Here is a 26,166-nt window from a genome sequence, read left to right as displayed (position 1 = left end):
ACCCGCCCCGCGTTTGCTCACCGGATCGCTTTCCCGGCGTGTGTTCCTACTTCCAGAGCGGGGGCTTGTTGTTGTTCTCCGCGTCCTCGCACTGGCGGGCGCGCGTCTCCAGGGCGTTGGCGCGGGCGAGGGCGTTGCGGGCCTCCGCGTGGGCACCGAGACCCCTGAGCTGCGCGGCGCGGTTGCGCTCCTTCTGGGCGTCGTGCCTCAGCTGGCTGATGTTGCAGGTCATCTTGGCTGCGGCCGCGGGCTCGGCGGTCACCGTCTGCCCGAGCAGCACGCCGCCGGCGAGCAGCGTCGTGGCGAGCACGGACGTGAGGACGCGACGTGCGGTCGTGGTGGTGCGCATGGTGTTCTCCAACTTCCAGGCCGTGGGGACCTGTTCGAGGCATGGTCAGTACCAATCGGTAACTTTACCTCGGCAAACGATGGATTCACGCCACTCCGGCCTGTACGGCACGTGATCGTCAACACTCCTCCACAGGACTGCCACTGACGAGGTGATAGGTGGCCCGCCCGTCCAGGAGCAGTGCCACGAGCGCGCGCCGCGACTGGGCGAGGGGGACGAACACCCCCTCGCCCTCCGGCCGCACGGCGACGCCGTGCAGGGCGAGTTCGTCGCCCGCCTCCGCGTACTGCGCGGCGGACAGCCGATAGCCGCAGGGAGGGTCGGCGAGGATCTCCGACGGCTCCGGCGGGTCGTTGTCGGCGCCGCCGAGGAAGACCGGGCCACGGTCGGCGTATCCGGCGCGCCGGGCAGCGGAGGTGACCGCCGTGAGCGGCCCGCGCCGCTCGTCGAGGTAGTCGAAGGCCCCTTCCAGGGCGGCGTGTTGGGTGGCGACACGGCGCCGGTGGTTACGCGCCGGGTCGTTCTGCTCGGCCTCGTCGAAGGCGTCCACCCGGGTCTCCACGAGCAGGCCCACGGAGTGCTTGATCCCGGCGGTGTTCCGCAGGATCCGCTCCTGGCCGTCGCCCGCGACCTGCTTGAGCGGCTTGCCGGTGAGGGGGTCGGTCCAGATGCCGTAGATGCCGCTGCTGTACCCGGCGAGCCCGGCGGCGGGTCGGACGTACTCCTCGGAGAGGGTCCGGGACTCGTCGTGGACGTGCGGGTCCGCGTCGAGGCTGCGCGGCCAGAGGGCGAGCAGGTCCTTGTCGTAGTACCGGGGGGTGGCACCGTACTCGTGCAGGTCGTAGACGAGTTCGGGCCGCCGGTCGCGGATGACCGCGGCGACCGCGCGCGCCTCGGCGGTGCGCAGGGCGAGGTGGTCGCGGTTGACGTCGACACCGTCGGCGTTGCCCCGGGTGTCGGCCTCCCGGCCGTCGGGGTTGGCGGTGGGCACGACGAGGAGGGTCGTCCGGGCGAGGAAGCGCAGGGTCTCCCGGTCCCGGGCGTGGGCGAGGTCGCGCACCGTGCTCAGACAGGCCTCCCGGCCCGCGGGTTCGTCACCGTGCTGGCTGCAGACGAGCAGCACGGCGGTGCGGCCCGTACCGAGGGTGGCGAGCCGGAGCGGGCGGCCCTGGGCGGTGGTGCCGATGACCCGCAGCGACAGACGTGCGCTGCCCCGGTCGACGGCCGCGAGGAAGTCCCGTTCCTCGGCCTCGGTGGTCCATCGGGCGCCCCGGCTCGTCTCGAATCCGGTGCGCGGCAGCGGCTTCACGGGCGCGCTGTCCGCCGCCTTCGCCGGGACGGTGACGAGGGGCAGGGCGAGGGCGGCGGCGCCCGCCACGAGGGCGACGGCGCGCCGGGAACTCCGGTGTCCGGTACGGGGGTTCATCGGGCGGCTCCGAATCCCGGCAGGCGCGGGCCGGCGACGGCGGCCGGCGGTACGGCGCCGCTCAGCGAGGGGGCGGCGGGGGTGAGCGAGGGCACGGCCTGGTACGGACCCGAGGTGGCCCGGCCGAAGGCCTCGGCGCCGCCGACGAGCGGCAGCTTCGCCCAGGTGCGGGCGAGGTCGAGGGTCAGGGTCGGGGTGGTCGACGGAGGGTCGAGCAGGTCCTTGTCGGTGCCGCCGACGATCAGGGCGAGACGGTGTCCGGCCGGGACGACGTGGTCGGTGGCGGCGAGGTCCAGGGTCATCGTGTACGCCCTGCCGGGGGTCAGCGGGCGCTCCTCGCGCGGGTCGGCCCAGGTGCCGAGATCGGCCCAGCCCCGGCTGACGACCGTGTAGCCGACGTGCGCCGTGCGCGCCTCCGTCTCCTTGAAGCAGGCGCTGTCGCCGGGGGTGCTCGCGCCCCAGCAGGTGCGTGCGGTGAGGGTGGTGATGCCCTCGCCCGCGGCCCCGTAGTCGCGGATCGTGTCCGGTCCGAGGTCCACGAGGACGGCGGAGAGATGTGCGGTGGCGGTGGTCGGGGTGGCGGTGACCGTCACCTTCGAGGAGCCGGAGATCCGCAGGTCGCGGGAGAGGGGACGGGTGACGAACCCGGCCTTCTCGGGGGTCGCTCCGTCGATCCGGGCCGCCCAGTCGAGCTCGCCCAGACCGGGGTCGTCGGTGAAGGCCGCGGTGGAGCCGGGGGCGGCGGGGGCGCGGCCGAGGACGCCGGGCCCGGGTGCCGCGCCGGGGGCGGGGCGCAGGGTGGTGCCTGCGGTGCCGCGCGGCGGCCACTGGCGGTCGGTGGTCCAGCGGTCCGGGGCGCGCTCGATGTCGGCGACCGGTTCGCGGTCGATGCCGTTCTCGTAGCCGAGGAGGTAGTGGTCGAACCAGCGATGCAGGGTGCGGACCCAGTCGGCGCGCCGGAAGTCGAAGGGGTCGACGTGGCCGGTCTGGGAGAGCCAGATCTTCCGTTCGACTCCCTGGGCGCCGAGGGCGTCCCACCACTGTCCGAACTGGTTGGCGCGCACGTTGAGGTCCTGCTGCCCGTGCACGACGAAGACGCTGGCCTTCACCTTGGCCGCGTTCCGTACGTGGTCCCGCTCGGTCCAGGCGGCCGTGCGGTCTCCGCTGTACGGGGTGCCGGCGGTGATGCGGTCCTGGACGGCGCCGCAGCGGGCCTGCGCCTCGGGGCTGTTGACGTACTCGGAGAGCCAGCTCGGGTTGGCGTTGTAGAGCGGGGCTCCCTGGGAGTGGAAGTAGTCGTACCAGGAGGAGATGGCGCCGATCGGGACGATCGTTTTCAGCCCTTCGACGCCGGTGGCGGCGACGCCGTTGGCGATGGTGCCGTCCCAGCTCTTGCCGATCATGCCGACGTTCCCGGTGCTCCAGGTGGTGGCGCGGGACCGGGTGTCCCCCGTGCGGGAGCTGTAGCCGCGGGCGCGGCCGTTCAGCCAGTCGACGACGGCCTTGGCCGACTGGACGTCGGAGCGGCCGCCGACGTCGTCGCAGCCGTCGGAGCGGTTGGTGCCGGCGAGGTCGACGGCGACGAAGGCGTAGCCGCGCGGGACGAAGAAGTTGTCGTAGAACAGCGGGAACTGGACGGGGTCTCCGTCCGCGTCGTAGGTCTTCTTCTGGCTCTCGTTCCCGCGTCCGCAGCAGGCGTAGTACGGGCTGGCGTCCATGATGACCGGGATCTTCCGGCCGGCCGCGGCGGTCTCCCGGGGGCGGACGATGTCGACGGCGACCCGGTCCGTGCGCCCGTCGCCGTCGCCGTCGAGTCCGGTGTCGACCCAGACGGACTCGCGGATGGCGTCGGCGTACGAGTGGACGGGCCGGGACTCCCGTACCGCCGGCGCGAGGGACGCGGGCAGCGCGGCGGACCCGGTGGGCGCGGCGGGCTCCGGCTGGGCTCCGGCGGGCGTGACCAGGGTCGCGAGCAGGGCGGCCGTGGCCGCGGCCACGAGGGTTCCGTACGGCAGTCGGGCTCCGCGGGTTCTCCGCATTCGCATCGGCATGGGCGGGAACGTACCCCGGTCAACTCCCGTGCAAAAGAGTGCCGGAGGCAATCAGGGGGGATTCCGGTTGATTCCTGTGCCGGATGGGTTCATGTCGGCCGAATGGCGATCGTGTGACAGGGGGTCCTCTGGACGTGACGGTGCGTCGGGGCACTGAATAGTGTCCGGACTAAGGACCGACGACCACCCGCGCGTCTTACTTTCTTATGACTTGGGGAGCACCTGTGCACCGCAGAATCATCGTTCCGAGCGCCCTCGCGGCCTCCCTGCTGCTGGCGATCCCGGCATCGGCGGCCGACTTCACCCCTGGGGCCCCGGGCATCGGCGACTCCTACTACCCCACCAGTGGCAACGGCGGCTACGACGTCTCCCACTACGACCTGCGCCTGACGTACCAGCCCGCCACGGACCTGCTGGAGGGCACGGCGACGATCGTCGCCACCACCAAGCAGAACCTCTCCCGGTTCAACCTCGACCTCGGCCTGAAGGTCAGCGAGGTCCGGGTCAACGGCCGCGTGGCGAAGTTCGCCACCTCGGGCTCCCACGAGCTGGAGGTCACCCCGGCCACCCCGCTGGAGAAGAACAAGCCCCTCTCGATCGTCGTCCGCTACGCGGGCAAGCCCTCCGAGGTGAAGATCGACGGCTGGACGGCCTGGGCCCGCACCCCCGACGGCGGCGTCGCCGCGCAGGAGCCGGACTCGGCCGCCTGGTGGTTCCCGTCCAACGACCACCCGCTGGACAAGGCCACCTTCGACGTCTCCGTCTCGGTGCCGGACGGCACCCAGGCCATCAGCAACGGCGTGCTGCAGTCGCAGTCCTCGCGCCTCGGCTGGACCCGCTTCAACTGGCGCTCCAACAAGCCGCAGGCGACGTATCTGGCCACACTGGCCGTCGGCAAGTTCGACATCACGACGGACAGGACGGCGAACGGGCTGCCGGTCCTCAACGCGTACAGCAAGGACCTCGGCGACAACGACGGCGCCGCACGCGCCTCGATCGAGCGCACGACGGAGGTCGCGGAGTGGCTGGAGGGGGTCTTCGGGCCGTACCCCTTCAACGCCCTCGGCGGATACGTGCCGAACGTGACGAGCGGCTTCGCCCTGGAGACGCAGACCCGTCCGTTCTACAGCCCGCGGCAGTTCGCCAACGGCGCGAACGTGTCGGTGGTCGTCCACGAGCTGGCGCACCAGTGGTACGGCGACAGCGTGTCCGTCCGCGACTGGAAGGACATCTGGGTCAACGAGGGCTTCGCCCGCTACAGCCAGTGGCTGTGGTCGGAGAAGGAGGGCGAGGGCACGGCCCAGGAGCTGGCGGACTACGTGTACGCCACGCGGACGGCCGAGGACCCGTTCTGGACGGTGAAGCCGGGTGACCCGGGCGCGGAGAACCAGTTCCACATCGCCGTCTACGACCGGGGCGCGCTGGCACTCCAGGCGCTGCGCAACGAGATCGGCGACGAGGACTTCTTCGCGATCCTGAAGGGCTGGCCGCAGCGGTTCGCCTACGGCAACGCGCGGGTCGCCGACTTCGTGCGGTACGCCGAGAAGGTCTCCGGCAAGCCGCTGGCCGAGCTCTTCGACACCTGGCTGTACGAGCCGTCGAAGCCGGCCGCTTCGACCGCGGCGGCGGCCGGTCTGTCCGCGCCGGCCGCGGCGCCGGCCGGCACGTCGTCGTCCGCGCGTGCGGCGGCGCCGAGGACCGCGCAGCCGAAGCCGGCCCAGCCGAAGTCCTGGAAGAAGATCGCGGCGACGAACACGGTCCACGAGTCGGAGCGCCACGGCGGCCACTGAGCGGTGCGGTGACCGGTGCCTACGGCCGCTCCGGCGGTAGGCACCGGCCACCCGGGCCGTACCGTCACCCCGGCCGCACGGTCACCCGGGCCGTACGGTCACCCCGGCCGTACGGTCGCTCCTGCGGTACCGGCCCACGGTCACCCCGGCCGTTCGTCAGCGCTTCGCGCGGCGGGCGGCCTCTCGGGCTTTCCGGGCCAGCGGCAGATAGCGCAGCCGCTCCGGCAGGACGGGGACCACCACCCGGACCACCCGGGCGAACCGGCGCAGCGCGCGCTCCTGCTCGTCCGTCCATGCGAGCCCGATGGCCTCCCGGGCGTCCGGCGGCATCATGCCGACGGTGAGGAAGGCGCGCAGCCGCAGGAACGGGCGGCGCAGGACCGGCCAGAGCAGCCGGAGGGCGAGCCGGACCGGCAGCGGACCCCGGTCGGGGGCGGGCACGGGCTGGTCGGGGTCGAGCAGCTCCCGGACGACGACGGTGGCCTCCAGCTCGTCCGTGAGGACCTTCCGGTAGTACGGCCAGAACTCCTCGATCGTCTGCGGCATGTCCCGGTCGTGGATGCCGAGGATCCTGCCGACCTGGAGCCACTCGGCGTACAGCTGCCGTTGCTGTGCCTCGGTGAGGGGGCGGGCGAGGAGGCGGAGGCCGTGCGCGTAGACGGGGAAGCCGGTCGCGTGCACCCAGGAGTAGTAGGCGGGGGCCAGGGCGTGGTAGCGGCGCCCGTGGGCGTCGGTGCCCTGGATGTCGCGGTGCAGCTGCCGGAGGCGGCGTCCCTCCCGCGCGGCGTCCTCGCCGCCGTAGATCCACAGCTGGACCGAGCGCAGGGAGCGTTCACCGCGGCCCCAGGGGTCGGTGCGGAAGACCGAGTGGGCGTCGACGCCGGCGCCGATGGCGGGGTGGGCGACCTGCATCGTGAGGGCGGCGGGAAGCATCAGGAGCGCCCGGATGTCTCCGGCGACGCTCCACAGCACGCCGCCGACGGGCGGCGGCACCGGATCGCCGTCGGGGATCCGGACACCGGACTTCGTCTCTTCCATGGGGTCTCTCCTCACACTCCAGGCTGCACCCACGACGAAGGGGCCGTCACCCGGGCGTTTCGGCCCCTGGTGACGGCCCCTTCCGGGGAGTACGGGTCAGCCGCGGTCGGCGCCGACCGGCTCGCCGACGATACGGGCGGCGAGGGCGTGGGCCCAGGCGTCGACATCGGCGTTGAGCTCGCGCTCGGCGGCGGCGCGCTCCTCGGCGATCTTCGCCGAACCGGCGGCGATGATCGACTCGCGCTCGGCGTTGCCCTCGGCGCGGGCGGCGGCGATGGCGACCGAGCCCTCCTCGACGGCCTTGGAGCGGATACGGGCGGCCTCGTGGCGGGCCTCGGCCAGCTCGGCCTCGTACTGCTCGCGGATCTGCGTGGCCTCGGAGCGCAGGTCGTCGGCGCGCTCGGTGCCGCCGTCGATGGCGTCCTCGCGCTCGTCGAGGGTGCGCCGGATCTTCGGCAGGATGCCCTTCGCCAGAATGAGGAAGGTGAGGGCGAACAGCACCAGGCCGAGGATGAGCTCCGCCCAGACAGGGTTGAGCGGACCGAGGTCCATATTGAAGACAGTCGAGTTCGAAGCGAGGGTCATGCGCGCATTCTACCTGCTAGAAAAAGCGACAATTCGGGCTACCCGGCGAGAGTTGTCGCGTTCGTGCGGACCCGGCCAGATTCCCGGCATCCAAAGGCTACCGGAAGGTAACCCCGGCTGATTGTATGTGCCGCGCCAGCACAACCCCCCACACCCTCATGGGAGTTCCTGTGTCGTTCGCCGCGCTCCGCCGCGCCCCCGGCGCCGCCCTGTCCCTGGCCCTCGCCGCCGCCACCCTGGCCGCGACCGCTCCGAGCGCGACCGCCGCCTCCGCCGGGGCGGCCGCCGAGGCCCCGCGACTGAAGGTGCTCACGTACAACGCGTTCCTGTTCTCGAAGTCGCTCTACCCGAACTGGGGCCAGGACCACCGGGCCAAGGCGATCCCCGCCGCCCCCTGGTACCAGGGCCAGGACGTCGTCGTCGTCCAGGAGGCCTTCGACAACTCCGCCTCGGACGCCCTCAAGGCGAACTCCGCCGGCCAGTACCCGTACCAGACCCCGATCGTGGGCCGCAGCAAGAGCGGCTGGGACGCCACCGGCGGCTCGTACTCCTCGACCACCCCCGAGGACGGCGGGGTGACGATCCTCAGCAAGTGGCCGATCATCCGCAAGGAGCAGCACGTCTACAAGGACGCCTGCGGCGCCGACTGGTGGTCGAACAAGGGCTTCGCGTACGCCGTGCTCGACGTGAACGGCAGCAGGGTCCACGTCGTCGGCACCCACGCCCAGTCCACCGACCCGGGCTGCTCGGCGGGCGAGGCGGCGCAGATGCGCAGCCGGCAGTTCAAGGCGATCGACGCCTTCCTCGACGCCAAGAACATACCCGCGAACGAGCAGGTGATCGTCGCCGGTGACATGAACGTCGACTCGCACACGCCCGAGTACGGCACGATGCTCGCCGACGCCGGCCTGGCGGGGGCCGACGCCCGCACCGGCCACCCGTACTCCTTCGACACCGACCTGAACTCGATCGCCTCCGAGCGCTACCCGGACGACCCGCGCGAGGACCTCGACTACGTCCTCTACCGCTCGGGGAACGCCCGGCCCGCGAACTGGACCAACCACGTGGTCCTGGAGAAGAGCGCCCCGTGGACGGTCTCCAGCTGGGGCACGAGCTACACGTACACCAACCTCTCCGACCACTACCCGGTCACCGGCTTCTGAGCCGACCGGCGGGCGGCCGGCGCCGGGCGTCACGTCAGTACCCGTATCCGCCGCCGAAGAGGCTGTAGAGCCAGACACCGAGGACTCCGGCGACGCAGAGCATCACGACGAGGGAACCCAGGCTCGTGTGCCGCTCCCTGCGGGGCCGGCCGGGTCGGGCGGCACGCGCCGCGCGACCCGGCTTTCCCTGCCTGCCCGGCATCCCGGACCCGGCCGTCCGCCCCGCACGCGCCGCCTGCGCCGGGGCGGGCTCGGCGACCGCGGCGACCTCGGCGAGCATCCGCCGGCAGACCGCCGCGAGCTCGGCGGTCCCGGCCTTCAGGTCGACGACCACCTCGGTACGGGCCGGGGCTGTGGTGCCCCCGTCGAGGAGCCGCCCGGCACGCAGCAGCGCCTGGTCCTTGCCCCCGGTGGGACCGAGGCTTATCCAGCGGCGCACATGCTCGCCCCGGATGACCACACCGCCGCCCCGCTCCCGGTAGACGGTGTGCTCCCGCCACAGGACTCCGGCCAACTCGTCGGCCGTCTCCCTGAGTTGCGTGTACATCTGACTCCCCTGTTCCCGTTCCCCCAGTTCGAACAGCGGCAGACTCTAGCCCCCGGGACCGACATTCCCCACGACGCCCCCACCCCACCGCCCGTTACGCGCCGAAGTCGTACACGGTGACCGGTATCCCCCGCTCCACCAGCCGCCGGACCACGAGGGGCTCGACCTGCTCCCAGGAGCCTCCGGCGAGCCCGCAGCCGATCCGCGGCATGTGCACGGAGGCCCCCAGGGCGGTCGCCTTGCCGGCGAGCAGCCCCAGGGCGGCGTCGATCGCCCCGTACCGCACGGGCACGCCGGTGCTGCGCCCGGTGCGCATCCCTCGCTGGCCCACCAGGTTGGCCACCCAGACGTACGGCTCGACCTGGACGAACTGCGCGGCGCCGAGGCCGAAGTCGTTGCGCGCGCGCTCGCGGTGCCACCGGCGGTAGGCCGCCTCCGGCTCGCCCCAGCGGCGCGAGATCGCCAGGACGAAGCCCTTGCCCCAGCCCCCGAGATCGTTGCAGACGTGCGCGATGATCTTGACGCCCTTGCCGTGCGGCGCGGTCGCGTCCCCCCGGACGTACGTGATCCCGTTCATGACGATCACGCTACGGCGCCGCACTGACAACGCCCCTAGGCGGGAACCGGGCCTCCCGGGCGGAAGCGTTCCACGCCGACGATGTGGCGGACCTTGAGCGGGCGGACGACGACCGCCACGCGCTGTTCGCCCGGCATCGTCCACTCGAAGCGGTCCACGCCCAGGTACTTGCGGGCCAGGTGGTCCATGCGGGCGTGGGCCTCCTCGCCCTCGATGAAGCGGGACACCTCGCCGCTGATCTGCACGCGGTCGAAGGGATCGGCCGAGTCCGCGTGGGAGAGGTAGACGCGGGGGTCGCGGCGCAGGTTCTCCTCCTTCACCCGGCCCACCGAGGTGTTGAACATCAGCTCCCCCTCCCCCTCCAGGTCCACCCACATGGGGCTGACCTGGGGAGCTCCGTCGGGGAACACCGTGCCGACATACCAGATGAGGGGCGCTCGCAGTCGGGCGCGGACGGCTTCGTCGAAGGTCGCGGTCATCTCGCGAGGCTACAACCGGGCCCGTGGGACGGGCCGGGAAACCTGCGATGGTCTTTTACAGCTCTGGTGAGACAGCAATACTGTCCCGGTCGGCCTCAGCGGCCGGATTCGGCTGTGGATCGGAAGCGAGGCACCTCGGATGGGCGTCGGGAGCGACGAGGAGGGCGGGCCCAGCTACACCGTCGACGAGCTGGCCGCACGGGCCGGCGTCACGGTGCGGACCGTGCGGTTCTACGGGACCCGCGGGCTCCTTCCGCCGCCCGTCATCGGGGCGCGCCGGGTCGGGCACTACGGACAGGGCCATCTGTCGCGGCTCGGGCTCATCGAGGAGCTCCAGCGGCAGGGGATGACGCTGGCCGCGATCGAGCGGTACCTGGAGCAGCTGCCGCCCGACCTCAGCGCGCAGGACCTGGCGATCCACCGGGCCCTGGTGGCCTCCTGGGCGCCGGAGTCCGCCGAGTCCATCACCCGGCGGGAGCTGGAGCGGCGGGCCGGACGGGAGCTGACCGAGCGGGACGTGGACCGGCTGGCCGCGATGGGCGTGCTCGACCGGACCGCCGCCGACGACACCTTCCGGCTCGACGGGGCCCTGCTGCGGCTCGGTGTCGAGCTGCTCGACGTGCCCATCGAGCACGAGACGATCCTCGCCTCCCGCACCGTTCTCCTGGAGCACGCGCGCGCCGCCGCGCAGGAGCTCTCCCGGCTCTTCCGGGACGAGGTGTGGAGCCCGTACCGGGAGAACGGGGAGGACCCGGACCACCTGAGCGCGATGATGTCGCTCTCGGCGCACATGCAGCCGATGGTGGTCCAGGCCCTTCTCACGGCCTTCCAGCGTTCGCTGAGCGAGGAGCTGAGGACGGCGTTCAGGCGTCGTTGACGGGGCCGGCCCGACGCCGGCCCCCGGTGGCCGTCACGCGTCGGTGAAGACCTCGCCGCGCTCGGCCTTCTCCACCAGGAGGGCGGGCGGGGTGAACCGCTCGCCGTACGTCTCCGTCAGCTCGCGCGCGCGGGCGACGAAGCCGGGCAGACCGCCCTCGTAGCCGTTGATGTACTGGAGGATGCCGCCCGTCCAGGCCGGGAAGCCGATGCCCATGATGGAGCCGATGTTGGCGTCGGCGACCGAGGTGAGGACGCCCTCCTCCAGGAGCCGGACGGTGTCCAGCGCCTCGGAGAACAGCATCCGCTCCTGCATGTCGCGGAACGGGATCTCGTACCCGGGCTTGGCGAAGTGCTCGCGCAGGCCGGGCCAGAGCTTCCCCCGCCTGCCGTCCTCGGCGTACTCGTAGAAGCCCGCACCGCCGCTGCGTCCGGGCCGCCCGAACTCGTCGACCATGCGGTCGATCACGGCCTCGCCCGGGTGGCTGGTCCAGGTGCCGCCGGCCTCCTCGATCGCCCGCTTCGTCTCGTTGCGGATCTTCCTCGGGAGGGTCAGGGTCAGCTCGTCCATCAGGGAGAGGACCTTGGCCGGGTAGCCGGCCTGCGCGGCGGCCTGCTCGACGGAGGCGGGCTCGATGCCCTCGCCGACCATGGCGACGCCCTCGTTGATGAAGTGGCCGATCACCCGGGAGGTGAAGAAGCCGCGCGAGTCGTTGACGACGATCGGCGTCTTGTTGATCTGCCGGACCAGGTCGAAGGCGCGGGCGATCGTCTCGTCGCCGGTCCGCTCGCCCTTGATGATCTCGACGAGCGGCATCTTGTCGACGGGCGAGAAGAAGTGCAGCCCGATGAAGTCGCTCTGCCGCTCCACGCCCTCGGCGAGGACGGAGATCGGCAGGGTCGAGGTGTTGGAGCAGAGCAGCGCGTCGGGCTCGACGACGGCCTGGATCTCCTGGAACACCTTGTGCTTGAGCGCCGTGTCCTCGAAGACCGCCTCGATGACCGCGTCGCAGCCCGCCAGGTCCCGGACCTCGGCGGTCGGGGTGATCCGGGCGAGGAGGGCGTCGGCCTTCTGCTGGGTCGTGCGGCCGCGCTTGACCGCCTTGGCGCAGAGCGCCTCGGAGTAGGCCTTGCCCTTCGCCGCGGACTCGGCGGAGACGTCCTTGAGGACGACCTCGATGCCGGCGCGGGCGCAGGAGTACGCGATGCCGGCGCCCATCATGCCCGCGCCGAGGACGGCGACCTTGCGGACCGGACGGGGCTCGACGCCCTTGGGGCGGCTGGCGCCGGAGTTGACGGCCTGGAGGTCGAAGAAGAACGCCTGGATCATGTTCTTCGCCGTCTGCCCGATGACGAGCTCGGTGAAGTAGCGGCTCTCGATGGTGGCCGCGGTCTCGAAGTCGACCTGGGAGCCCTCGACGGCGGCGGCCATGATGGCGCGCGGCGCCGGGTAGGGCGCGCCGGCCAGTTGCTTGCGCAGGTTCGCCGGGAAGGCGGGGAGGTTGGCGGCGAACTTCGGGTTCGACGGGGTGCCGCCGGGGATCCGGTAGCCGGGGACGTCCCAGGGCTGCCGGGACTCGGGGTGGGCGTCGATGAAGGCGATGGCCTTGGCCATCATGTCCTCGGGGGTGGCGGCCACCTCGTGGACGAGGCCGCTCTCGAGGGCGCGCTTCGGGGCGTACTGGGTGCCCTGGAGCAGCACCTTGAGCAGGGCGTCGGTGATGCCCATGAGACGCACGGTACGGGTGACGCCACCGCCGCCCGGCAGCAGGCCGAGGGTGACCTCGGGCAGGCCGATCTTGGAGCCGGGGGCGTCGAGGGCGACGCGGTGGTGGGAGGCGAGGGCGATCTCGTAGCCGCCGCCGAGCGCGGCGCCGTTGATCGCGGCGACGACGGGCTTGCCGAGGGTCTCGATGCGGCGCAGCGCGTTCTTCATCCCGAGGGCGCCGTCGAAGATGTCCTGGGCGTGCTCGGGGCCCGCCTTGACCATGTCCTTGAGGTCGCCGCCCGCGAAGAAGGTCTTCTTCGCGGAGGTGTAGATGATGCCGCGGATGGAGTCCTTCTCGGCCTCGATGCGGTCGGCGATCGCGACGATCGAGGCCCGGAAGGCCTGGTTCATGGTGTTGGCGGACTGGTTCGGGTCGTCGAGGACGAGGGTGACGATCCCGGTCGCGTCCTGCTCCCAGCGGATGGTGGTGCTCTCGCTCATGTCTCTGCTTCTCCGTGGATCCGTGAAGAGGGGTTCGGACGGGACGGTCAGACGCGCTCGACGACGGTGGCGATGCCCATGCCGCCGCCGACGCAGAGGGTCGCCAGGCCGTAGCGCTTGTCCTGCCGCTCCAGCTCGTCGACGAGGGTGCCGAGGATCATCGCGCCGGTGGCGCCGAGCGGGTGGCCCAGCGCGATGGCGCCGCCGTTGACGTTGACCTTGTCCAGGCTGATGCCCATGTCCTTGACGAAGCGCAGGACGACGGCGGCGAAGGCCTCGTTGATCTCGACCAGGTCGATGTCGTCGATGGTGAGGCCGGCCTTGGCGAGGGCCTTGCGGGCGGCCGGCGCGGGGCCGGTCAGCATGATGGTCGGCTCGGAGCCGGAGACGGCGGCCGAGACGATCCGCGCGCGCGGCGCCAGGCCGTTGCGCTCGCCGGCCTCCTTCGAGCCGATGGCGACGAGGGAGGCGCCGTCGACGATGCCGGAGGAGTTGCCGGCGTGGTGGACGTGGTCGATCTCCTCGATCCAGTGGTACTTCTGCAGGGCGACGGCGTCGAAGCCGCCGAGCTCGCCGATGTCGGCGAAGGAGGGCTTGAGCCGGGCGAGGGAGTCGGCGGTGGTGCCGGGGCGCAGGAACTCGTCGTGGTCGAGGACGGTCAGTCCCGCGCGGTCCTTGACGGGGACGATCGACCGGTCGAAGCGGCCGTCCTTGACGGCGGCCGCGGCGCGCTCCTGGGAGAGGGCGGCGTACTCGTCGACGTCCCGGCGGGTGAAGCCCTCGATGGTGGCGATGAGGTCGGCGCCGATGCCCTGCGGGACGAAGTTGGTCTCCAGGTTGGTCATCGGGTCGGCGAACCAGGCGCCGCCGTCGGAGGCCATCGGCACCCGGGACATGGACTCGACGCCGCCGGCGAGGACGAGGTCCTCCCAGCCGGAGCGGATCTTCATCGCGGCCATGTTGACCGCTTCGAGGCCGGAGGCACAGAAGCGGTTCTCCTGGACGCCGGCGACGGTGTCGGGGAGTCCGGCGGCGATGGCGGCGATCCGGGCGATGTCGGAGCCCTGGTCGCCGACGGGGCCGACGACGCCGAGGACGATGTCGTCGATGGAGGCCGGGTCGAGGCCGGGGTTCCGGGTCTGGATCTCCCGGATGAGGCCGACGACGAGGTCGATCGGCTTGGTGCCGTGCAGGGAGCCGTTGGCCTTGCCGCGTCCGCGCGGGGTGCGGATCGCGTCGTACACGTACGCTTCGGTGCTCACGGGAAGCCTTTCGCGATGAGGGCGATGAGGGTGGGTGGAACGGGGAAGGGAACGGGGAAGGGGGCGTCAGCCGAGGAGGGAACGGCCGATGATCTCCTTCATGATCTCGGTCGTGCCGCCGTAGATGGTCTGGATCCGGCCGTCGGTGTAGGCGCGCGCGACCGGGAATTCGCTCATGTAGCCGTACCCGCCGTGCAGTTGCAGACAGCGGTCGGCGACCCGCTTCTGGAGTTCGGTCGCCCACCACTTGGCCATGGAGGCGTGGACGGCGTCGAGCCCGGCCCCGTCCGGATCGCTGTGCTCCTCGATGCAGCGGTCGACGAACGTGCGGGTGACGGCGCACTCGGTGGCCATCTCGGCGATCTCGAAGCGGATGTGCTGGAGCCGGGAGAGCGGGCGTCCGAAGGCCTCGCGCTCCTTGACGTACGTGGTGGTGATCTCCAGGAGGTGTTCGGCGGCGGCGATGCCGGCGACGGCGATCGCCATCCGCTCCTGGGCGAGGTTGGTCATCAGGTGGACGAAGGCGCCGTTGAGCTCGCCGAGCAGGTTCTCCTTGGGGACGCGCACGTCGTTGAAGAACAGTTCGGCGGTGTCCTGGGACTTCTGGCCGATCTTGTCGAGGTTCCGGCCGCGCTCGAAGCCCTCCGCGCCGCGCTCGACGACGAGGAGGGAGAGGCCGTGGGCGCCGCCCTCGGGGGTGGTCCGGGCGACGACGACCACGAGGTCGGCGAGGATGCCGTTGGAGATGAAGGTCTTGGAGCCGTTGAGGATCCAGTGGTCGCCGTGGTCCTCGGCGGTCGTACGGATGCCCTGGAGGTCGGAGCCCGCGCCGGGTTCCGTCATGGCGATGGCGGTGATGGTCTCGCCGGAGCAGAAGCCGGGCAGCCAGCGCCGCTTCTGCTCCTCGGTGCCGAGCGAGGTGAGGTACGGGCCGATGATGTCGTTGTGCAGGCCGATGGCGAGCCCGGGGGTGCCGGCCCGGGTGAACTCCTCGGCGAGGACGGACGCGTAGCGGAAGTCGGGGTTGCCTCCGCCCCCGTACTCCTCGTCGACGGCGATGCCGAGGAGGCCCTGCCGTCCGGCGGCGAGCCAGACCTCGCGGGAGACGATGCCGTCCTTCTCCCACTGCTCGTAGTGGGGCAGCACCTCCTTCTCCAGGAAGGTGCGGACGGTGGCCCGGAAGGCCTCGTGGTCGGCGGTGTAGAGCTGGCGCTTCATACGGCGGTCTCCTGGGTCTGTGTCGGTCGGTTCACGCGTCGGACTCCTGGGTCCTGGCCGGGCGGTTCACGCCTCGGACTCCTGGGTCCTGGCCGGGCTCTCCAGGGCGGGTACGGCCCAGTCGCGGGCGACCTCGGCGGTGTCGGCGCCGGGCAGGGCGGGTCCCCTGCGGAGGGTGCCGGGGGTGGCGGAGAAGCGGGGCGCGGGGGCGGGCTGGGCGATGCCGCCCTGCTCGGTGAAGGTGCCGCGGGCGGCGAGGTGGGGGTGGGCCGGGGCCTCGCGCATCGAGAGGACGGGGGCGACGCAGGCGTCGCTGCCCTCGAAGACGGCGGTCCACTCCTCGCGGGTACGGCTCAGGAAACGGTCGGCGACGGCCTTGCGCAGTTCGGGCCAGCGGCCGAAGTCGCGGCGGGCGGGGGCGACCTCCTCGATGCCGAGGAGGCGGACGAACTCCGCGTAGAACTGCTCCTCCAGGGCGCCGACCGCCATGTGGCCGCCGTCGGAGGTCTCGTAGACACCGTAGAAGGGGCAGCCGCCGTCCAGGAGGTTGACGCCCCGCCTGTCCTGCCAGCCGCCGGCGGCGAGCATGCCGTGGATCATGGTGGTGAGGTGGGCGGTGCCGTCGACGATCGCCGCGTCGACGACCTGGCCCTCGCCGTGCGCGCGGGCGTGCTGGAGGGCGGCGAGGACGCCGACGACGAGGTAGAGGGAGCCGCCCGCGTAGTCGCCGACGAGGTTGGCGGGGATGGTGGGCGGTCCTTCGGGGTCGGGGCCGATCATGCCGAGGGCGCCGGTGATCGCGATGTAGCCGATGTCGTGTCCGGCGGTCGCGGCGAGCGGTCCCTCCTGGCCCCAGCCGGTCATCCGGCCGTAGACGAGGCGCGGGTTGCGGGCGAGGCAGGCGTCGGGGCCGACGCCGAGGCGTTCGGCGACCCCGGGCCGGTAGCCCTCGATGAGGATGTCGGCGCGTTCGACGAGGTCGAGGACGGTGGCGGGGCCGTCCGCTGCCTTGAGGTCGACGACGGCCGAGCGCTTGTTGCGGTTGGTGAGGTCGCGGGCCGGGTCGATGCCCAGGCCGGGAGGGCCGGGGCGGTCGACGCGGACGACGTCGGCGCCGAGGTCGGCGAGGAGCATCGCGGCGAAGGGGCCGGGGCCGATGCCGGCGAGTTCGACCACGCGTACCCCGGTGAGCGGGCCGTTCCCGGCGGTGTGCGTCGTACTCATCGAGCCCCCAGGCATGTGTGACACCAATGATGTAACACCGGAGATGCTAGGAACGTGTTCCACTCGGCACAAGCCCCCCGGCCGAGCAAGCGCTTGGAAAATACCGGAGGCGGGAGGTGGGCGTACTCGCGGTTACCCGGGACAGGTACTCGGGAGTAGGGCGGCGGCGGGGTGCGGTGCGGGACCCGCTATCCTCCGCCGACGACGAGAACCGCGCACGGCGGCGCGGCACGGCCGAAATGAGGGGCTGTATGGACACAGGGGCGGACGCGGGACGGGAAGCCGGGGCGGGGCACGAGCTCGGAGCGGAGCCGGCGGCCGGAGCCGAAGCGGCGACCGGAGCCGAAGCGGCCAGGGCCTACGACGTGGTCCTCTTCGGGGCGACCGGATTCGTCGGCGAACTCACCGCCGAGTATCTGGCCGCGCACGCGCCCGTGGAGTGCCGCTGGGCGCTCGCGGGGCGCAACCGGTCCGGACTCACGGCGCTGCGCGAGCGGCTCGCCGCCCGGTGGCCGCACTGCGCCGAGCTTCCGCTGGTGGTCGCGGACGCCGCCGACCCCGGCTCGCTGCGTGAACTCGCCGAGTCCGCCCGGGTGGTGGCCACGACGGTCGGCCCCTACGTCTGGTACGGGGACGGGCTCGTCGGCGCGTGCGCCGAGGCGGGAACGGACTATGTGGACCTGACCGGCGAGGCCGAGTTCGTCGACCTGACGTACGTACGGCACGACGCGCGCGCCCGGGAGACCGGCGCCCGCATCGTGCACGCCTGCGGCTTCGACTCCGTCCCGCACGACCTGGGCGTGTACTTCACCGTCCAGCAGCTCCCGGAGGACGTACCGCTCCGGGTGGACGGCTTCGTCAGGGCCGGGGCGCAGTTCTCCGGCGGCACCTTCGCGTCCGCGCTGACCGCGTTCGGCCGGGGCCGGGAGATTCTGCGGGCGGCGCACGAACGGCGGCTGCACGAACCGCGGTTGGTCGGGCGCCGGGCCCGCGCACCGCTGGGCGGGCCGCGGTTCAGCCGGGAGACCGGGACCTGGGCGCTGCCGCTGCCGACGCTCGACCCGCAGGTCGTGGCCCGATCGGCGGCGGCCATCGGCCGGTACGGGCCGGACTTCCGCTACCGGCACTACGCCTCCGTGAAGACGCTCCCGATGGCCCTCGGGGGCACCGCGGCCATCGGCGCGGGCGTGGCGGCGGCCCAACTGCCGCCGGTCCGCGCCTGGCTGATGGAGCGTTACCAGGCGGGACAGGGCCCGTCCGCCGAGCGACGGGCCCGCAGCTGGTTCTCGGTGCGCTTCGTCGGCGAGGGCGGCGGACGCCGGGTGTTCACCGAGGTCTCGGGCGGTGACCCGGGATACGACGAGACGGCGAAGATGCTCGCCGAGTCGGCACTCAGCCTCGCCTTCGACCCGCTGCCGAAGACGTCGGGCCAGGTGACGACGGCGGTGGCGATGGGCGACGCGCTCATCGCCCGGCTGCGGGCGGCGGGCATCCGCTTCCGGGTGGCGCACCGGGGCTGAGCGGCGAGGGCCGACTACGGGAGGGGTCAGGGCCGTACGAGGCGGAAGGGGTGGCCTGCGGGGTCGGCGTAGACCCGCCAGGCCGCGTCGCCACCGCCGTCGTCGAGCGGCTCGGCCCCGAGCGCGAGCACGGCCTCGTGTGCGGCGTCGAGGTCGTCGACCCGCACGTCCAGATGGAACTGCTGCTCGGGCGCACCCCAGACGGGCGGCCGATGGTCGGCCACGCCCTGGAAGGCGAGGACGGGACCGCCGTCACCACGCAACACGGCGGACCCCTCACCGACGGCCCACCTCGGCTCGGGGCTGTCCACCTCGCCGCCGATCAACTGCCGGTAGAACTCGGCGAGTTCCCAGGCATCGGGGCAGTCGAGAACGAGGCACCGCAGGCGCCCGATCACACCGAGGCCCCGTCGGCGAGTACGTACGGCATGGCGCGGACCCGGGCGGGGACGACCGGAACGGCCCCGCCGAGGATCTGGTTCGGGCCGCGCCCAGCGGAACGCGACGAAACGGAAAGGGGTGTTGTCATGGCCCCCACTCTGCCGGTCCCCCACGCGACCCGGTATCCGTACAGGTACTCAGCTTGCCGTTCGACGTACCCGGGGAGGGTGCAGTCGGCCCCGGGCCTGCGCGGTCGCGCGTCCGGGGAGGCCGACGGGATAATCGGGTGGTATGGGCCTTACGTTCTTCGACGACAGGCGTCTTGCGTGTGACCTCTTTGCCGCGGCAAGCCGGCCCACCGGCCCCGAACAGCTCGGAGCAGGGATCTCCCGCGTGCTCGCCCCCATCGTGGCCCACGACGGGCTGAGCCTGGTGGGAACCGACCCGGCAACCGGTCCTGGGCTGGGCAGTTTCAGTTTCTGGCACGAGTACGACCCCGCTCTGGTCAGGGAGCTCGTCCTGCACCGGCATCTGGGGGGTGACCCGCAGCAGCCGGCGATCCCGACTCTCCTGCGGAGCCCGGCCGTCGTCGTCGGCGCGGGCACGGACACGTCACCCGTGCCTGACCCGCGCATGCGAGACATTCTCACCGCCCACGGGGCGAGTTCCGAGCTGCGTCTGCTGCTCCAGGACAGGCGCGGCGTGTGGGGGGCTCTCGGACTGCTGCGCTGCGAAGGTGCCGCGCCGTTCGGCCAGGACGACGCCCAGCGGGCGGCCCGGCTGGTACCGGCGCTGCTGGCCGCCCTGCGCCGGTACGCGACGGCCGGTCCTCTCTGCCCAGAGGTGCCCCCGCTGTCGGCGGGAGTGATCACCGTCGGTTCCGACCACCGGATCAAGGCTGTCAGCCCCCAGGCCCGGCTCTGGCTGGACCAGTGGTCGACGCACGCCATCCCCCCATGGGTCCCGGAAGCCTTCCTGGTCTCGCTCTCCCTCGTCGCCCGGGCGGAAGCCCGCCGTCAGGACGGGTCGATTCCCCTGGTGTGCGCTCCCCCGGCCGCCTGCGGCCGCTGGACCACCTGTCAGGGCCAGGTGCTCGACGCGGACGCCACGGGCGATGTCGCCCTCGTCATCCAGGGGGCCACGTGGGACTCGGTCCTGCCGTCGTTGTGCGAGTGGTACCGCATCACCCCCAGAGAACGCGACGTCGTCACGCAGCTCCGCACGGGGGCGTCCGTCAAGCAGATCGCCCGCCGCCTCGACCTGTCCGCGTACACGGTCAACGACCATCTCAAGGCGGTCTTCCGCAAGACCGGAGCAGACGGGCGCGACGAACTCAGCGCCGCGCTGACCCGCTGACCTGCGGACCTGCGGACCTGCGGACCCGCTGACCCGCGGACCCGCGGACCCGCGGACCTGCGGACCCGCTGACCCGCGGACCCGCGGACCCGCGGACCTGCGGACCTGCGGACCTGCTGATCCGTCCGCATCCTCATCCGCGGTTGTCCATCCCCATTTTCAGGGGGCCTCAGCGGCACGGATCCAGCCCACCATCAGAAAGGAGACCGGAACGTACACGGTCCGGTCACCTCCTCACTGAAGGGATAGGGCCATGACCCACAGCAATCAGACGATCCCGTCCACGGGTGGAAGCGACAGCAGGGCACTCCTGAATCCGGAGATGGCCGCCCAGCCCTTCGACCTGTGGGGCCACGGTGTCTTCGAAGCGGTTCTGGACGTCCCCGGCTTCAGGGGACCGGGCGCCATGGTGCTCGGCGCCGTCACGGAGTTCAGCCCCGTCACCGACAAGCCCATCATGGGAAGCGCGGTCATCACCCTGCACAGCGTGGTGCCCCTGGACGGGCCGCACGTACAGGTCCGCGTGGAAGTGCGCTGGCCTGAGGACCTCTCCATCAGGGTCCAGCTCATGTGGTTCCTCTGAACCCGCTCACCGACCCGGCACGACCGGAGGGGGCGCGGGCAACCGCGCCCCCTGCCTCAGTCGTCGCCGAGGGCCTCCCTCAGGGCACTGCGGCACAGGGAGTCCGCGTGACGAGTCGTTTCGGGGATGCGGTAGCGGGGGGTGAGGTGGAGGGTGTGGGCGCAGGCGTGGGGCAGGGAGACCCGGTGTCCGACGGAGACGAAGACCGGTTTCACCCGGGCCCGGGTGCGCAGGGCACGACCGACCTCCTCGCCGGCGGCCAGGAGCGGGGCGGAGTCACCGCGTTCCGGGCCGGGTTGCTCGTACGTGAAGGTGAACGGGTTCTTCGCGACGCCGATCGACGGCCGGCCCGTGAGCACCCCGAGGTGGCTGGCGAGGCCGAAGCGGCGGGGGTGGGCGAGGCCGTAGCCGTCGCAGACGAGCAGGCCGGGGTCGGCGGTCAGGCGGTCGAGCGCGGCGAGGACCGTCGGGATCTCCCGGAAGGCGAGCAGCCCGGGGACGTACGGGAACGAGACCCGGCCGACCGCCGTGGCCTCCTCCACCACCTCCAGGGTCCGCGCGTCCAGGACGACGGCCGCGGCGGCGACGAGGTCGCGCTCGTCGTCGTAGGCCACGTCGAGCCCCGTGACATGCCCTTCGCCGACCGCCGGCCCCTCCTCGTCGCGGACGAGGCGTCCGCGCAGCTCCTGCTGGACGGCCCGGGCGGCGGGCTCGTCGGCGGGCCAGCCCGCCGGAATCTCGATGATCGTCATGATGCGGGCCACCCTATGGTCGCCCGCCGACCGGCTCCCAGCCCCGTGCCACGGAAGGCACGGGGCCGCGGAGGGTGCGGGGCGGCGCGCAGAGCGCCGAACGGCGTGAGCCGGACGGCGTCCGGGGGTCGGGACGGCCCGGCGAGGTCCGGGCCTCGCCCGGTAGCCTGGCGATCATGTTCGTTCTGGAATTGACCTACACCGCGCCGGTCGAGCGCGTGGACGCGCTGCTCGACGCGCACATCGCGTGGCTCGACGCGCAGTACGCCGCCGGCGTCATCGTCGCCTCGGGGCGCAAGAACCCGCGCGACGGCGGCGTGATCCTGGCCGCCGGGGTCGACCGCGCGGAGATCGAGAAGATCGTGGCGGCCGACCCGTTCAGCGTCGAGGGCGTCTGCGCGTACCGGATCACGGAGTTCTACGCGACCAGGACCGCCGAGGGGCTCGCCGCGTTCCGGGAGCAGCTTCCCTCCTGACGGCCCTCCTGAAGGCCCCTCGTGAAGGCCTCCTTCTGACGGCCCCTACCCGGCGGTCTTCCCGTCAGTGGCGGCCCAGTCGGGCGATCCTGCCCTTCTCGCCCGCCGCCCAGCAGGAGCCGTCCGGCGTGCAGTCCACCGTGTCGTACGAGCCGGTGTCGACCGTGCGCCAGGTGCGGCCCCCGTCGGTGGTGAGGTCCGTGCCGGTCGGGCCGACGGCGAGCGCCGCGTTCCTGCTGTGCGGGAGCCAGGCGACGCCGGAGCGGTACGCGGGCGGCGGCGTCGCCGAGGCGCGCCAGCCGCGGCCCCCGTTCCCGGTGACCGCGCCGGCCTGCGGGGACGGCTGGTCCTTGCGGTAGTCGCCGCCGACGGCGATGCCGTGCGCTCGGTCGCGGAAGGCGAGGCCGAAGACGCCACGGGCCGGGTCGCCCGCCGGGATCGGCGTGACGGAGGCGGTCCAGGTCAGCCCCCGGTCGGCGGAGTGGAGCACGCGCGCGGTGGCGCCGCCGCCCGTCGCCAGCCACACGTCCCGCGGCCCGGCCGACACCAGGCACTGGCCGCTCGCGGCGAAGCCCGCCTCACCGGGGAGCGCGTCCGGCATCCCGGCGTTCGGCAGCACCTGCCAGGAACGGCCGCCGTCGCGGGTGGCGAGGATGCGGTACTTGCCGTCGACCGGGTCGCTCATGGCGAGTCCGTGCCGGCGGTCGAAGAAGGTCATGCAGTCGTAGAAGGCCCGCGGATCGGTGTTGCGGAAGGACTCGGTCCAGGTGGCGCCGCCGTCCTCGGTGCGCAGCACCCGCGAGGCCTCGCCCTCCCCGATGGCGAGGACGACGGCCCGGCGGGCGTCGAACGCCTCCACGTCACGGAACTCCAGCTCGGCCGCGCCCGGCGGCGAGACGTTTCGCCAGCTCCGGCCGCCGTCGGTGGTCCGCAGCACCGTGCCCTTGGAGCCCGCGGCCCAGGCGGTCCTGCGGTCGACGGGCGCGAGCCCGCGGAATCGGGCGTCGGTACCGGTCGGCGTCAGCTCCCAGCTCGCCGCGTTCCTGTCGGTCGCTGCCGTGGGGGTCTCCCCGGCTCGCGCGGGCGCGGCCAGGGTCAGCGCGAGCGCCGCCCCGATCAGTCCCACCGACATCATTCGTCTCGTGTTCCCCATGGACGTCATGGCGCCGGAAGCTAGTGCCCCCGGCCCCTCCGCGTCCAGGGTGCGTCCCCCGCCGGGCGTTCCTAGGCTGGGTGCCATGACCGACCGTACGAGCGAGCGAGCGCCCGACGAGAAGCCGAAGCTCAAGGAGTACGAGGGCGAGGGCATCACCGTCACGTTCGAGCCGCGCCGGTGTCTGCACGCGGCCGAGTGCGTGCACGGGCTGCCCGAGGTCTTCGATCTCTCCCGGCGTCCGTGGGTGCTGCCCGACGCCGCCGAGGCCGGTCTGGTGGCGGAGGTCGTCCGTCGTTGCCCCTCCGGGGCGCTGCAGTACCACCCGGCGGACGGCTCCGTCGAGCACCCCGACTCCCCCACCTCCGTCCGCCGGACGCCGTCCGGTCAGCTCGTGATGCGCGGGGACCTGCTCGTGAGCGGCGCGTACGGCGACCGGCACGAGACACGGGTGATGCTCTGTGGCTGCGGAGCCTCCGGAAACCAGCCGTACTGCGACCACTCCGGTCCCTGCGCCGAGCCGGACGACGACGTACCCGCGGCGCGCTGACCCGTTCCGACCTGCGGCGATCCGTTCGGCGCGGCGCCTTGACCGGCCCTTGACGCCTCCGTGACGCAGCTCACGCACATCCGGAGTGCACGTTCCGGCCGCTCCGCTCGTCTTGTCAGGTGTCAGGTGCCCTGGTGTCGGGGAGACGCACAGGATCCGAAGTCCGCGTGAAAGGAGCCGGTCGTGTCCGCCGTCATCGAGCAGGCCGTCCAGGCCCGTCTGGTCGCATCCGCTCCGCGGATGGAGACCGTCCCCGCCACCCTGCGGTACGACCGCGAGGACCCGTACGCCGTGAGCATGGCGTTCCCTCCTCCGGCGACCCTGGAGGGCGTCGAGGTCTCCTGGGCCTTCGCGCGCGAGCTGCTCGTCCAGGGCGTCGAACGCCCGGCCGGCGTCGGGGACGTACGCCTCCGTCCGTACGGGTACGACCGCACGGTGGTCGAGTTCCACGCGCCGGAAGGCGTGGCCATGGTCCATGTCCGGACGTCGGAACTGCGCCTCTTCCTGGAGCGCTCGCAGCACCTGGTGCCGGCCGGGCGCGAGCACCAGTACCTGGACTGGGACCAGGATCTGGCGGAGCTGCTGCGCGAGCATCCGTAGGCGATCGCCCCGGGTCACCGGGCATGACGCCCCGGCACCCGTTTCCGGTCACCCGGCACGACACCCCGGCACCCGTTCCCCGGTCATGCTCGGCTCGGCCCCCTAATTCGTTTGCTCCCCTCCCGCTCCCCGGCCTACCGTTCATCACGTCCACGTCGTCGTCTGATCGGAGAAGGACGTTGCTCGTCTGAGGTTGCGAGACACCGTGCCGCGCGTGCCCCCTGTGCCGCGTGTGCCGTTCTCGACCTCGGCGTACGAGCCGTTCTGACGACAGACAGCCCGCGCCCCGGTGTCTCCACGCGTCGCATCACGTCACGTCTGCGCTCACGCATCCGGGAGGCCTCCATGGCGCATCACCCCACCTTCATCACCTGCACCTCGCTCTCCTTCTCCTGGCCCGACGGCACCGAGGTCGTGGACGACTTCCGGCTCACGGTCGGCCCCGGCCGCACCGGGCTCGTCGGGCTCAACGGCTCCGGCAAGTCCACGCTCCTGAAGCTGATCGCCGGCGAGCTGACCCCGGCCTCCGGCACGGTCCGGGTCACCGGCGAGCTCGGCTACCTCCCCCAGAACCTGGTTCTGGACACCTCCCGGCGCGTGGACGAGATCCTCGGCATCGACGCGAAGCGGGCGGCCCTGCACGCCATCGAGGCGGGCGACGCGGCCGAGGAGCACTTCACCGCCCTCGCCGACGACTGGGACGTCGAGGAGCGGGCCCGCGCCACCCTCGACCAGCTCGGGCTCGGCGCCGTCGGTCTCGACCGGACCGTCGGCGAGGTCTCGGGCGGCGAGTCCGTCCTGCTGCGCCTCGCCGCGCTGCTGCTCGCCCGGCCCGATGTGCTGCTCCTCGACGAGCCGACCAACAATCTGGATCTGCACGCCCGCGCTCGGCTGTACGAGGCGGTGGAGAACTGGTCCGGAGTCCTGGTCGTGGTCAGCCACGACCGTGAACTCCTGGAGCGCGTCGACCAGATCGCCGATCTGCGGGACGGCGCCGTCGCCTGGTACGGCGGCGCCTATTCCGACTACGAGGCCGCACTCGCCGCCGAACAGGACGCGGCGGAGCGGATGGTCCGCGTCGCCGAGGCGGACGTTCAGCGACAGAAGCGGGAACTCGCCGATTCCCAGATGAAGTTGGCCCGCCGGAAGCGGTACGGGCAGAAGAGCTTCGAGAACAAGGTCGTTCCGAAGATCGTGGCGAACAACCGCAGGAGCGAGGCCCAGGTCTCGGCCGGCAAGCACAAGGCGCTGCACACCGAGCGCCTCTCGGAGGCCCGGGAACGGCTCGACGCCGCCGTGGAGGCGGTGCGGGACGACGACGAGATCCGCGTCGAACTGCCGCGCACCTCGGTGCCGCCGGGCCGCGAGGTGCTGTTCCTGCGGAGTCTGGAGCTGCGGTACGGGGCTCGGGTGGCCGGCGAGTTCGAGCTGCGCGGTCCGGAGCGGATCGCGCTGGTCGGCAGGAACGGCGCCGGGAAGACGACGCTGCTGCGGACGATCGCCGGGGAGCTCGAGCCGGTTTCGGGCGAGACGGAGGCACGGGTGCCGCTCCGTTTCCTTCCGCAGCGACTCGATGTCCTCGACGACGGGTTGAGCGTGGTGGAGAACGTGGCCCGGTTCGCGCCCACGGCGACGGGGAACGCGATCAGGGCGCGGCTGGCACGGTTTCTGTTCCGGGGAGCGCGGGCGGATCAGCCCGTCGGCACCCTGTCGGGCGGGGAGCGGTTCCGGGCGACCCTCGCGGCGCTGCTCCTCGCGGAGCCGGCTCCCCAGCTGCTGATGCTGGACGAGCCGACGAACAACCTGGACATGGCATCGGTACGGAAGCTGACGGCGGCCCTCGACGCGTACGAAGGGGCGCTGATCGTGGCGAGCCACGACGTGACGTTCCTGGAATCGCTGGGGATCACCCGCTGGCTGCTGCTGGACGGTGAGCTGCGGCCGACGACGGCGGAGGAGGTACGGGGAGCGGCGTCGAGCCCCCGGTAGGACGGGCTCACT

26 protein-coding genes are annotated in these 26,166 nt (G+C 72.3%); 10 read left to right on the top strand and 16 right to left on the bottom strand.

Going from position 1 to position 26,166, the window contains the following annotated elements:
• Positions 1 to 46: 46 nt before the first annotated feature.
• The 3 genes from E0F75_RS27325 to E0F75_RS27315 form a co-directional block, all read right to left on the bottom strand.
• A complete protein-coding gene (locus E0F75_RS27325; protein WP_229313609.1) occupies positions 47 to 349 on the bottom strand; it encodes a hypothetical protein in 303 nt (100 codons plus the stop codon).
• A gap of 118 nt (positions 350 to 467) precedes the next feature.
• Positions 468 to 1,775: a M14 family metallocarboxypeptidase gene (locus E0F75_RS27320; protein WP_229313608.1), complete on the bottom strand. Its 1,308-nt coding sequence runs from the start codon at positions 1,773 to 1,775 to the stop codon at positions 468 to 470.
• Positions 1,772 to 3,826, bottom strand: coding sequence for a Xaa-Pro dipeptidyl-peptidase (locus tag E0F75_RS27315; protein ID WP_374115436.1), 2,055 nt, complete (start codon positions 3,824 to 3,826; stop codon positions 1,772 to 1,774). Before E0F75_RS27315 ends, E0F75_RS27320 begins: the two co-directional genes overlap by 4 nt.
• 224 nt (positions 3,827 to 4,050) lie before the next feature.
• Between E0F75_RS27315 and E0F75_RS27310 the strand changes: the two genes are divergently transcribed.
• Complete coding sequence (locus E0F75_RS27310) at positions 4,051 to 5,616, top strand: M1 family metallopeptidase (RefSeq protein ID WP_229313607.1); 1,566 nt, start codon at positions 4,051 to 4,053, stop codon at positions 5,614 to 5,616.
• Positions 5,617 to 5,772: 156 nt separating this feature from the next.
• Here the strand turns inward: E0F75_RS27310 and E0F75_RS27305 are convergent, their stop codons facing one another.
• Complete coding sequence (locus E0F75_RS27305) at positions 5,773 to 6,654, bottom strand: oxygenase MpaB family protein (protein ID WP_229313606.1); 882 nt, start codon at positions 6,652 to 6,654, stop codon at positions 5,773 to 5,775.
• A gap of 96 nt (positions 6,655 to 6,750) precedes the next feature.
• The gene (locus E0F75_RS27300; RefSeq protein WP_073904294.1) at positions 6,751 to 7,239 is read right to left on the bottom strand and encodes a hypothetical protein; all 489 of its coding nucleotides are present in this window, start codon (positions 7,237 to 7,239) and stop codon (positions 6,751 to 6,753) included.
• 158 nt (positions 7,240 to 7,397) lie between these two features.
• Here E0F75_RS27300 and sph point away from each other — a divergent pair, with 158 nt between their 5' ends.
• A complete protein-coding gene (sph, locus tag E0F75_RS27295) occupies positions 7,398 to 8,402 on the top strand; it encodes a sphingomyelin phosphodiesterase (RefSeq protein WP_229313605.1) in 1,005 nt (334 codons plus the stop codon).
• A 34-nt stretch (positions 8,403 to 8,436) separates the two neighbouring features.
• On the opposite strand, the gene E0F75_RS27290 is transcribed toward sph, so the two are convergent.
• The 3 genes from E0F75_RS27290 to E0F75_RS27280 form a co-directional block, all read right to left on the bottom strand.
• A complete protein-coding gene (locus E0F75_RS27290) occupies positions 8,437 to 8,949 on the bottom strand; it encodes a hypothetical protein (RefSeq protein WP_229313604.1) in 513 nt (170 codons plus the stop codon).
• A gap of 94 nt (positions 8,950 to 9,043) precedes the next feature.
• Positions 9,044 to 9,526: a macro domain-containing protein gene (locus E0F75_RS27285; RefSeq protein WP_229313603.1), complete on the bottom strand. Its 483-nt coding sequence runs from the start codon at positions 9,524 to 9,526 to the stop codon at positions 9,044 to 9,046.
• A 35-nt stretch (positions 9,527 to 9,561) separates the two neighbouring features.
• Positions 9,562 to 10,005 carry a TIGR03618 family F420-dependent PPOX class oxidoreductase gene (locus tag E0F75_RS27280; RefSeq protein ID WP_229313602.1) on the bottom strand — a complete coding sequence of 148 codons (444 nt, stop codon included), beginning with the start codon at positions 10,003 to 10,005 and terminating at the stop codon, positions 9,562 to 9,564.
• 139 nt (positions 10,006 to 10,144) lie between these two features.
• On the opposite strand from E0F75_RS27280, the gene E0F75_RS27275 reads away from it, so the two are divergent.
• Positions 10,145 to 10,882 (top strand): MerR family transcriptional regulator, encoded by a 738-nt coding sequence (locus E0F75_RS27275; protein WP_229313601.1) that lies wholly within the window; start codon positions 10,145 to 10,147, stop codon positions 10,880 to 10,882.
• Positions 10,883 to 10,915: 33 nt separating this feature from the next.
• On the opposite strand, the gene E0F75_RS27270 is transcribed toward E0F75_RS27275, so the two are convergent.
• The 4 genes from E0F75_RS27270 to E0F75_RS27255 form a co-directional block, all read right to left on the bottom strand.
• The gene (locus E0F75_RS27270; RefSeq protein WP_229313600.1) at positions 10,916 to 13,090 is read right to left on the bottom strand and encodes a 3-hydroxyacyl-CoA dehydrogenase NAD-binding domain-containing protein; all 2,175 of its coding nucleotides are present in this window, start codon (positions 13,088 to 13,090) and stop codon (positions 10,916 to 10,918) included.
• A 47-nt stretch (positions 13,091 to 13,137) separates the two neighbouring features.
• Positions 13,138 to 14,352, bottom strand: a complete 1,215-nt coding sequence (locus E0F75_RS27265) for an acetyl-CoA C-acetyltransferase (protein WP_229313599.1) — start codon at positions 14,350 to 14,352, stop codon at positions 13,138 to 13,140.
• Positions 14,353 to 14,418: 66 nt separating this feature from the next.
• A complete protein-coding gene (locus E0F75_RS27260) occupies positions 14,419 to 15,570 on the bottom strand; it encodes an acyl-CoA dehydrogenase family protein (RefSeq protein WP_229313598.1) in 1,152 nt (383 codons plus the stop codon).
• A 66-nt stretch (positions 15,571 to 15,636) separates the two neighbouring features.
• A complete protein-coding gene (locus E0F75_RS27255; RefSeq protein ID WP_229313597.1) occupies positions 15,637 to 16,794 on the bottom strand; it encodes a CaiB/BaiF CoA-transferase family protein in 1,158 nt (385 codons plus the stop codon).
• 251 nt (positions 16,795 to 17,045) lie between these two features.
• Here E0F75_RS27255 and E0F75_RS27250 point away from each other — a divergent pair, with 251 nt between their 5' ends.
• Positions 17,046 to 18,314, top strand: coding sequence for a trans-acting enoyl reductase family protein (locus E0F75_RS27250; RefSeq protein WP_229313596.1), 1,269 nt, complete (start codon positions 17,046 to 17,048; stop codon positions 18,312 to 18,314).
• Between the two features lie 26 nt (positions 18,315 to 18,340).
• On the opposite strand, the gene E0F75_RS27245 is transcribed toward E0F75_RS27250, so the two are convergent.
• The gene (locus E0F75_RS27245) at positions 18,341 to 18,712 is read right to left on the bottom strand and encodes a VOC family protein (RefSeq protein WP_229313594.1); all 372 of its coding nucleotides are present in this window, start codon (positions 18,710 to 18,712) and stop codon (positions 18,341 to 18,343) included.
• Positions 18,709 to 18,843 carry a hypothetical protein gene (locus E0F75_RS40135; RefSeq protein ID WP_267499610.1) on the bottom strand — a complete coding sequence of 45 codons (135 nt, stop codon included), beginning with the start codon at positions 18,841 to 18,843 and terminating at the stop codon, positions 18,709 to 18,711. The genes E0F75_RS27245 and E0F75_RS40135 overlap by 4 nt, the downstream gene beginning before the upstream one ends.
• A gap of 245 nt (positions 18,844 to 19,088) precedes the next feature.
• Between E0F75_RS40135 and E0F75_RS27240 the strand changes: the two genes are divergently transcribed.
• Positions 19,089 to 20,051 (top strand): helix-turn-helix transcriptional regulator, encoded by a 963-nt coding sequence (locus tag E0F75_RS27240; RefSeq protein ID WP_229313592.1) that lies wholly within the window; start codon positions 19,089 to 19,091, stop codon positions 20,049 to 20,051.
• 253 nt (positions 20,052 to 20,304) lie between these two features.
• Complete coding sequence (locus tag E0F75_RS27235; protein ID WP_229313591.1) at positions 20,305 to 20,634, top strand: hypothetical protein; 330 nt, start codon at positions 20,305 to 20,307, stop codon at positions 20,632 to 20,634.
• A gap of 56 nt (positions 20,635 to 20,690) precedes the next feature.
• Here the strand turns inward: E0F75_RS27235 and E0F75_RS27230 are convergent, their stop codons facing one another.
• Positions 20,691 to 21,386, bottom strand: coding sequence for an endonuclease V (locus E0F75_RS27230; protein ID WP_229313589.1), 696 nt, complete (start codon positions 21,384 to 21,386; stop codon positions 20,691 to 20,693).
• 176 nt (positions 21,387 to 21,562) lie between these two features.
• Between E0F75_RS27230 and E0F75_RS27225 the strand changes: the two genes are divergently transcribed.
• The gene (locus E0F75_RS27225) at positions 21,563 to 21,862 is read left to right on the top strand and encodes a YciI family protein (RefSeq protein WP_229313586.1); all 300 of its coding nucleotides are present in this window, start codon (positions 21,563 to 21,565) and stop codon (positions 21,860 to 21,862) included.
• A gap of 64 nt (positions 21,863 to 21,926) precedes the next feature.
• Here the strand turns inward: E0F75_RS27225 and E0F75_RS27220 are convergent, their stop codons facing one another.
• Positions 21,927 to 23,024, bottom strand: a complete 1,098-nt coding sequence (locus tag E0F75_RS27220) for an oxidoreductase (protein ID WP_229313584.1) — start codon at positions 23,022 to 23,024, stop codon at positions 21,927 to 21,929.
• A 76-nt stretch (positions 23,025 to 23,100) separates the two neighbouring features.
• Here E0F75_RS27220 and E0F75_RS27215 point away from each other — a divergent pair, with 76 nt between their 5' ends.
• The 3 genes from E0F75_RS27215 to E0F75_RS27205 all read left to right on the top strand — a co-directional run bounded on the left by E0F75_RS27215 (position 23,101) and on the right by E0F75_RS27205 (position 26,154).
• Positions 23,101 to 23,565, top strand: a complete 465-nt coding sequence (locus E0F75_RS27215; RefSeq protein WP_229313582.1) for a (4Fe-4S)-binding protein — start codon at positions 23,101 to 23,103, stop codon at positions 23,563 to 23,565.
• Positions 23,566 to 23,748: 183 nt separating this feature from the next.
• Complete coding sequence (locus tag E0F75_RS27210) at positions 23,749 to 24,165, top strand: SsgA family sporulation/cell division regulator (RefSeq protein ID WP_229313581.1); 417 nt, start codon at positions 23,749 to 23,751, stop codon at positions 24,163 to 24,165.
• A gap of 345 nt (positions 24,166 to 24,510) precedes the next feature.
• Complete coding sequence (locus E0F75_RS27205; protein WP_229313579.1) at positions 24,511 to 26,154, top strand: ABC-F family ATP-binding cassette domain-containing protein; 1,644 nt, start codon at positions 24,511 to 24,513, stop codon at positions 26,152 to 26,154.
• Positions 26,155 to 26,166 lie beyond the last annotated feature (12 nt).

The sequence above is a fragment of the Streptomyces sp. CB02980 genome, from assembly GCF_014451325.2.
Lineage (GTDB): Bacteria > Actinomycetota > Actinomycetes > Streptomycetales > Streptomycetaceae > Streptomyces.
The sequence above is the reverse complement of the archived record's forward strand: the minus strand, read 5'-3'. Positions and strand labels throughout refer to the sequence as shown.

What these genes read in the sequence shown, in the direction of transcription:
- E0F75_RS27325 (WP_229313609.1), bottom strand. Translation starts at nt 349, where the DNA reads ATGCGCACCACCACGACCGCACGTCGCGTCCTCACGTCCGTGCTCGCC.
- E0F75_RS27320 (WP_229313608.1), bottom strand. Translation starts at nt 1,775, where the DNA reads ATGAACCCCCGTACCGGACACCGGAGTTCCCGGCGCGCCGTCGCCCTC.
- E0F75_RS27315 (WP_374115436.1), bottom strand. Translation starts at nt 3,826, where the DNA reads ATGCCGATGCGAATGCGGAGAACCCGCGGAGCCCGACTGCCGTACGGA.
- E0F75_RS27305 (WP_229313606.1), bottom strand. Translation starts at nt 6,654, where the DNA reads ATGGAAGAGACGAAGTCCGGTGTCCGGATCCCCGACGGCGATCCGGTG.
- E0F75_RS27300 (WP_073904294.1), bottom strand. Translation starts at nt 7,239, where the DNA reads ATGACCCTCGCTTCGAACTCGACTGTCTTCAATATGGACCTCGGTCCG.
- sph (WP_229313605.1), top strand. Translation starts at nt 7,398, where the DNA reads ATGGGAGTTCCTGTGTCGTTCGCCGCGCTCCGCCGCGCCCCCGGCGCC.
- E0F75_RS27290 (WP_229313604.1), bottom strand. Translation starts at nt 8,949, where the DNA reads ATGTACACGCAACTCAGGGAGACGGCCGACGAGTTGGCCGGAGTCCTG.
- E0F75_RS27285 (WP_229313603.1), bottom strand. Translation starts at nt 9,526, where the DNA reads ATGAACGGGATCACGTACGTCCGGGGGGACGCGACCGCGCCGCACGGC.
- E0F75_RS27280 (WP_229313602.1), bottom strand. Translation starts at nt 10,005, where the DNA reads ATGACCGCGACCTTCGACGAAGCCGTCCGCGCCCGACTGCGAGCGCCC.
- E0F75_RS27275 (WP_229313601.1), top strand. Translation starts at nt 10,145, where the DNA reads ATGGGCGTCGGGAGCGACGAGGAGGGCGGGCCCAGCTACACCGTCGAC.
- E0F75_RS27270 (WP_229313600.1), bottom strand. Translation starts at nt 13,090, where the DNA reads ATGAGCGAGAGCACCACCATCCGCTGGGAGCAGGACGCGACCGGGATC.
- E0F75_RS27260 (WP_229313598.1), bottom strand. Translation starts at nt 15,570, where the DNA reads ATGAAGCGCCAGCTCTACACCGCCGACCACGAGGCCTTCCGGGCCACC.
- E0F75_RS27255 (WP_229313597.1), bottom strand. Translation starts at nt 16,794, where the DNA reads ATGAGTACGACGCACACCGCCGGGAACGGCCCGCTCACCGGGGTACGC.
- E0F75_RS27250 (WP_229313596.1), top strand. Translation starts at nt 17,046, where the DNA reads ATGGACACAGGGGCGGACGCGGGACGGGAAGCCGGGGCGGGGCACGAG.
- E0F75_RS40135 (WP_267499610.1), bottom strand. Translation starts at nt 18,843, where the DNA reads ATGACAACACCCCTTTCCGTTTCGTCGCGTTCCGCTGGGCGCGGCCCG.
- E0F75_RS27235 (WP_229313591.1), top strand. Translation starts at nt 20,305, where the DNA reads ATGACCCACAGCAATCAGACGATCCCGTCCACGGGTGGAAGCGACAGC.
- E0F75_RS27230 (WP_229313589.1), bottom strand. Translation starts at nt 21,386, where the DNA reads ATGACGATCATCGAGATTCCGGCGGGCTGGCCCGCCGACGAGCCCGCC.
- E0F75_RS27225 (WP_229313586.1), top strand. Translation starts at nt 21,563, where the DNA reads ATGTTCGTTCTGGAATTGACCTACACCGCGCCGGTCGAGCGCGTGGAC.
- E0F75_RS27220 (WP_229313584.1), bottom strand. Translation starts at nt 23,024, where the DNA reads ATGACGTCCATGGGGAACACGAGACGAATGATGTCGGTGGGACTGATC.
- E0F75_RS27215 (WP_229313582.1), top strand. Translation starts at nt 23,101, where the DNA reads ATGACCGACCGTACGAGCGAGCGAGCGCCCGACGAGAAGCCGAAGCTC.
- E0F75_RS27205 (WP_229313579.1), top strand. Translation starts at nt 24,511, where the DNA reads ATGGCGCATCACCCCACCTTCATCACCTGCACCTCGCTCTCCTTCTCC.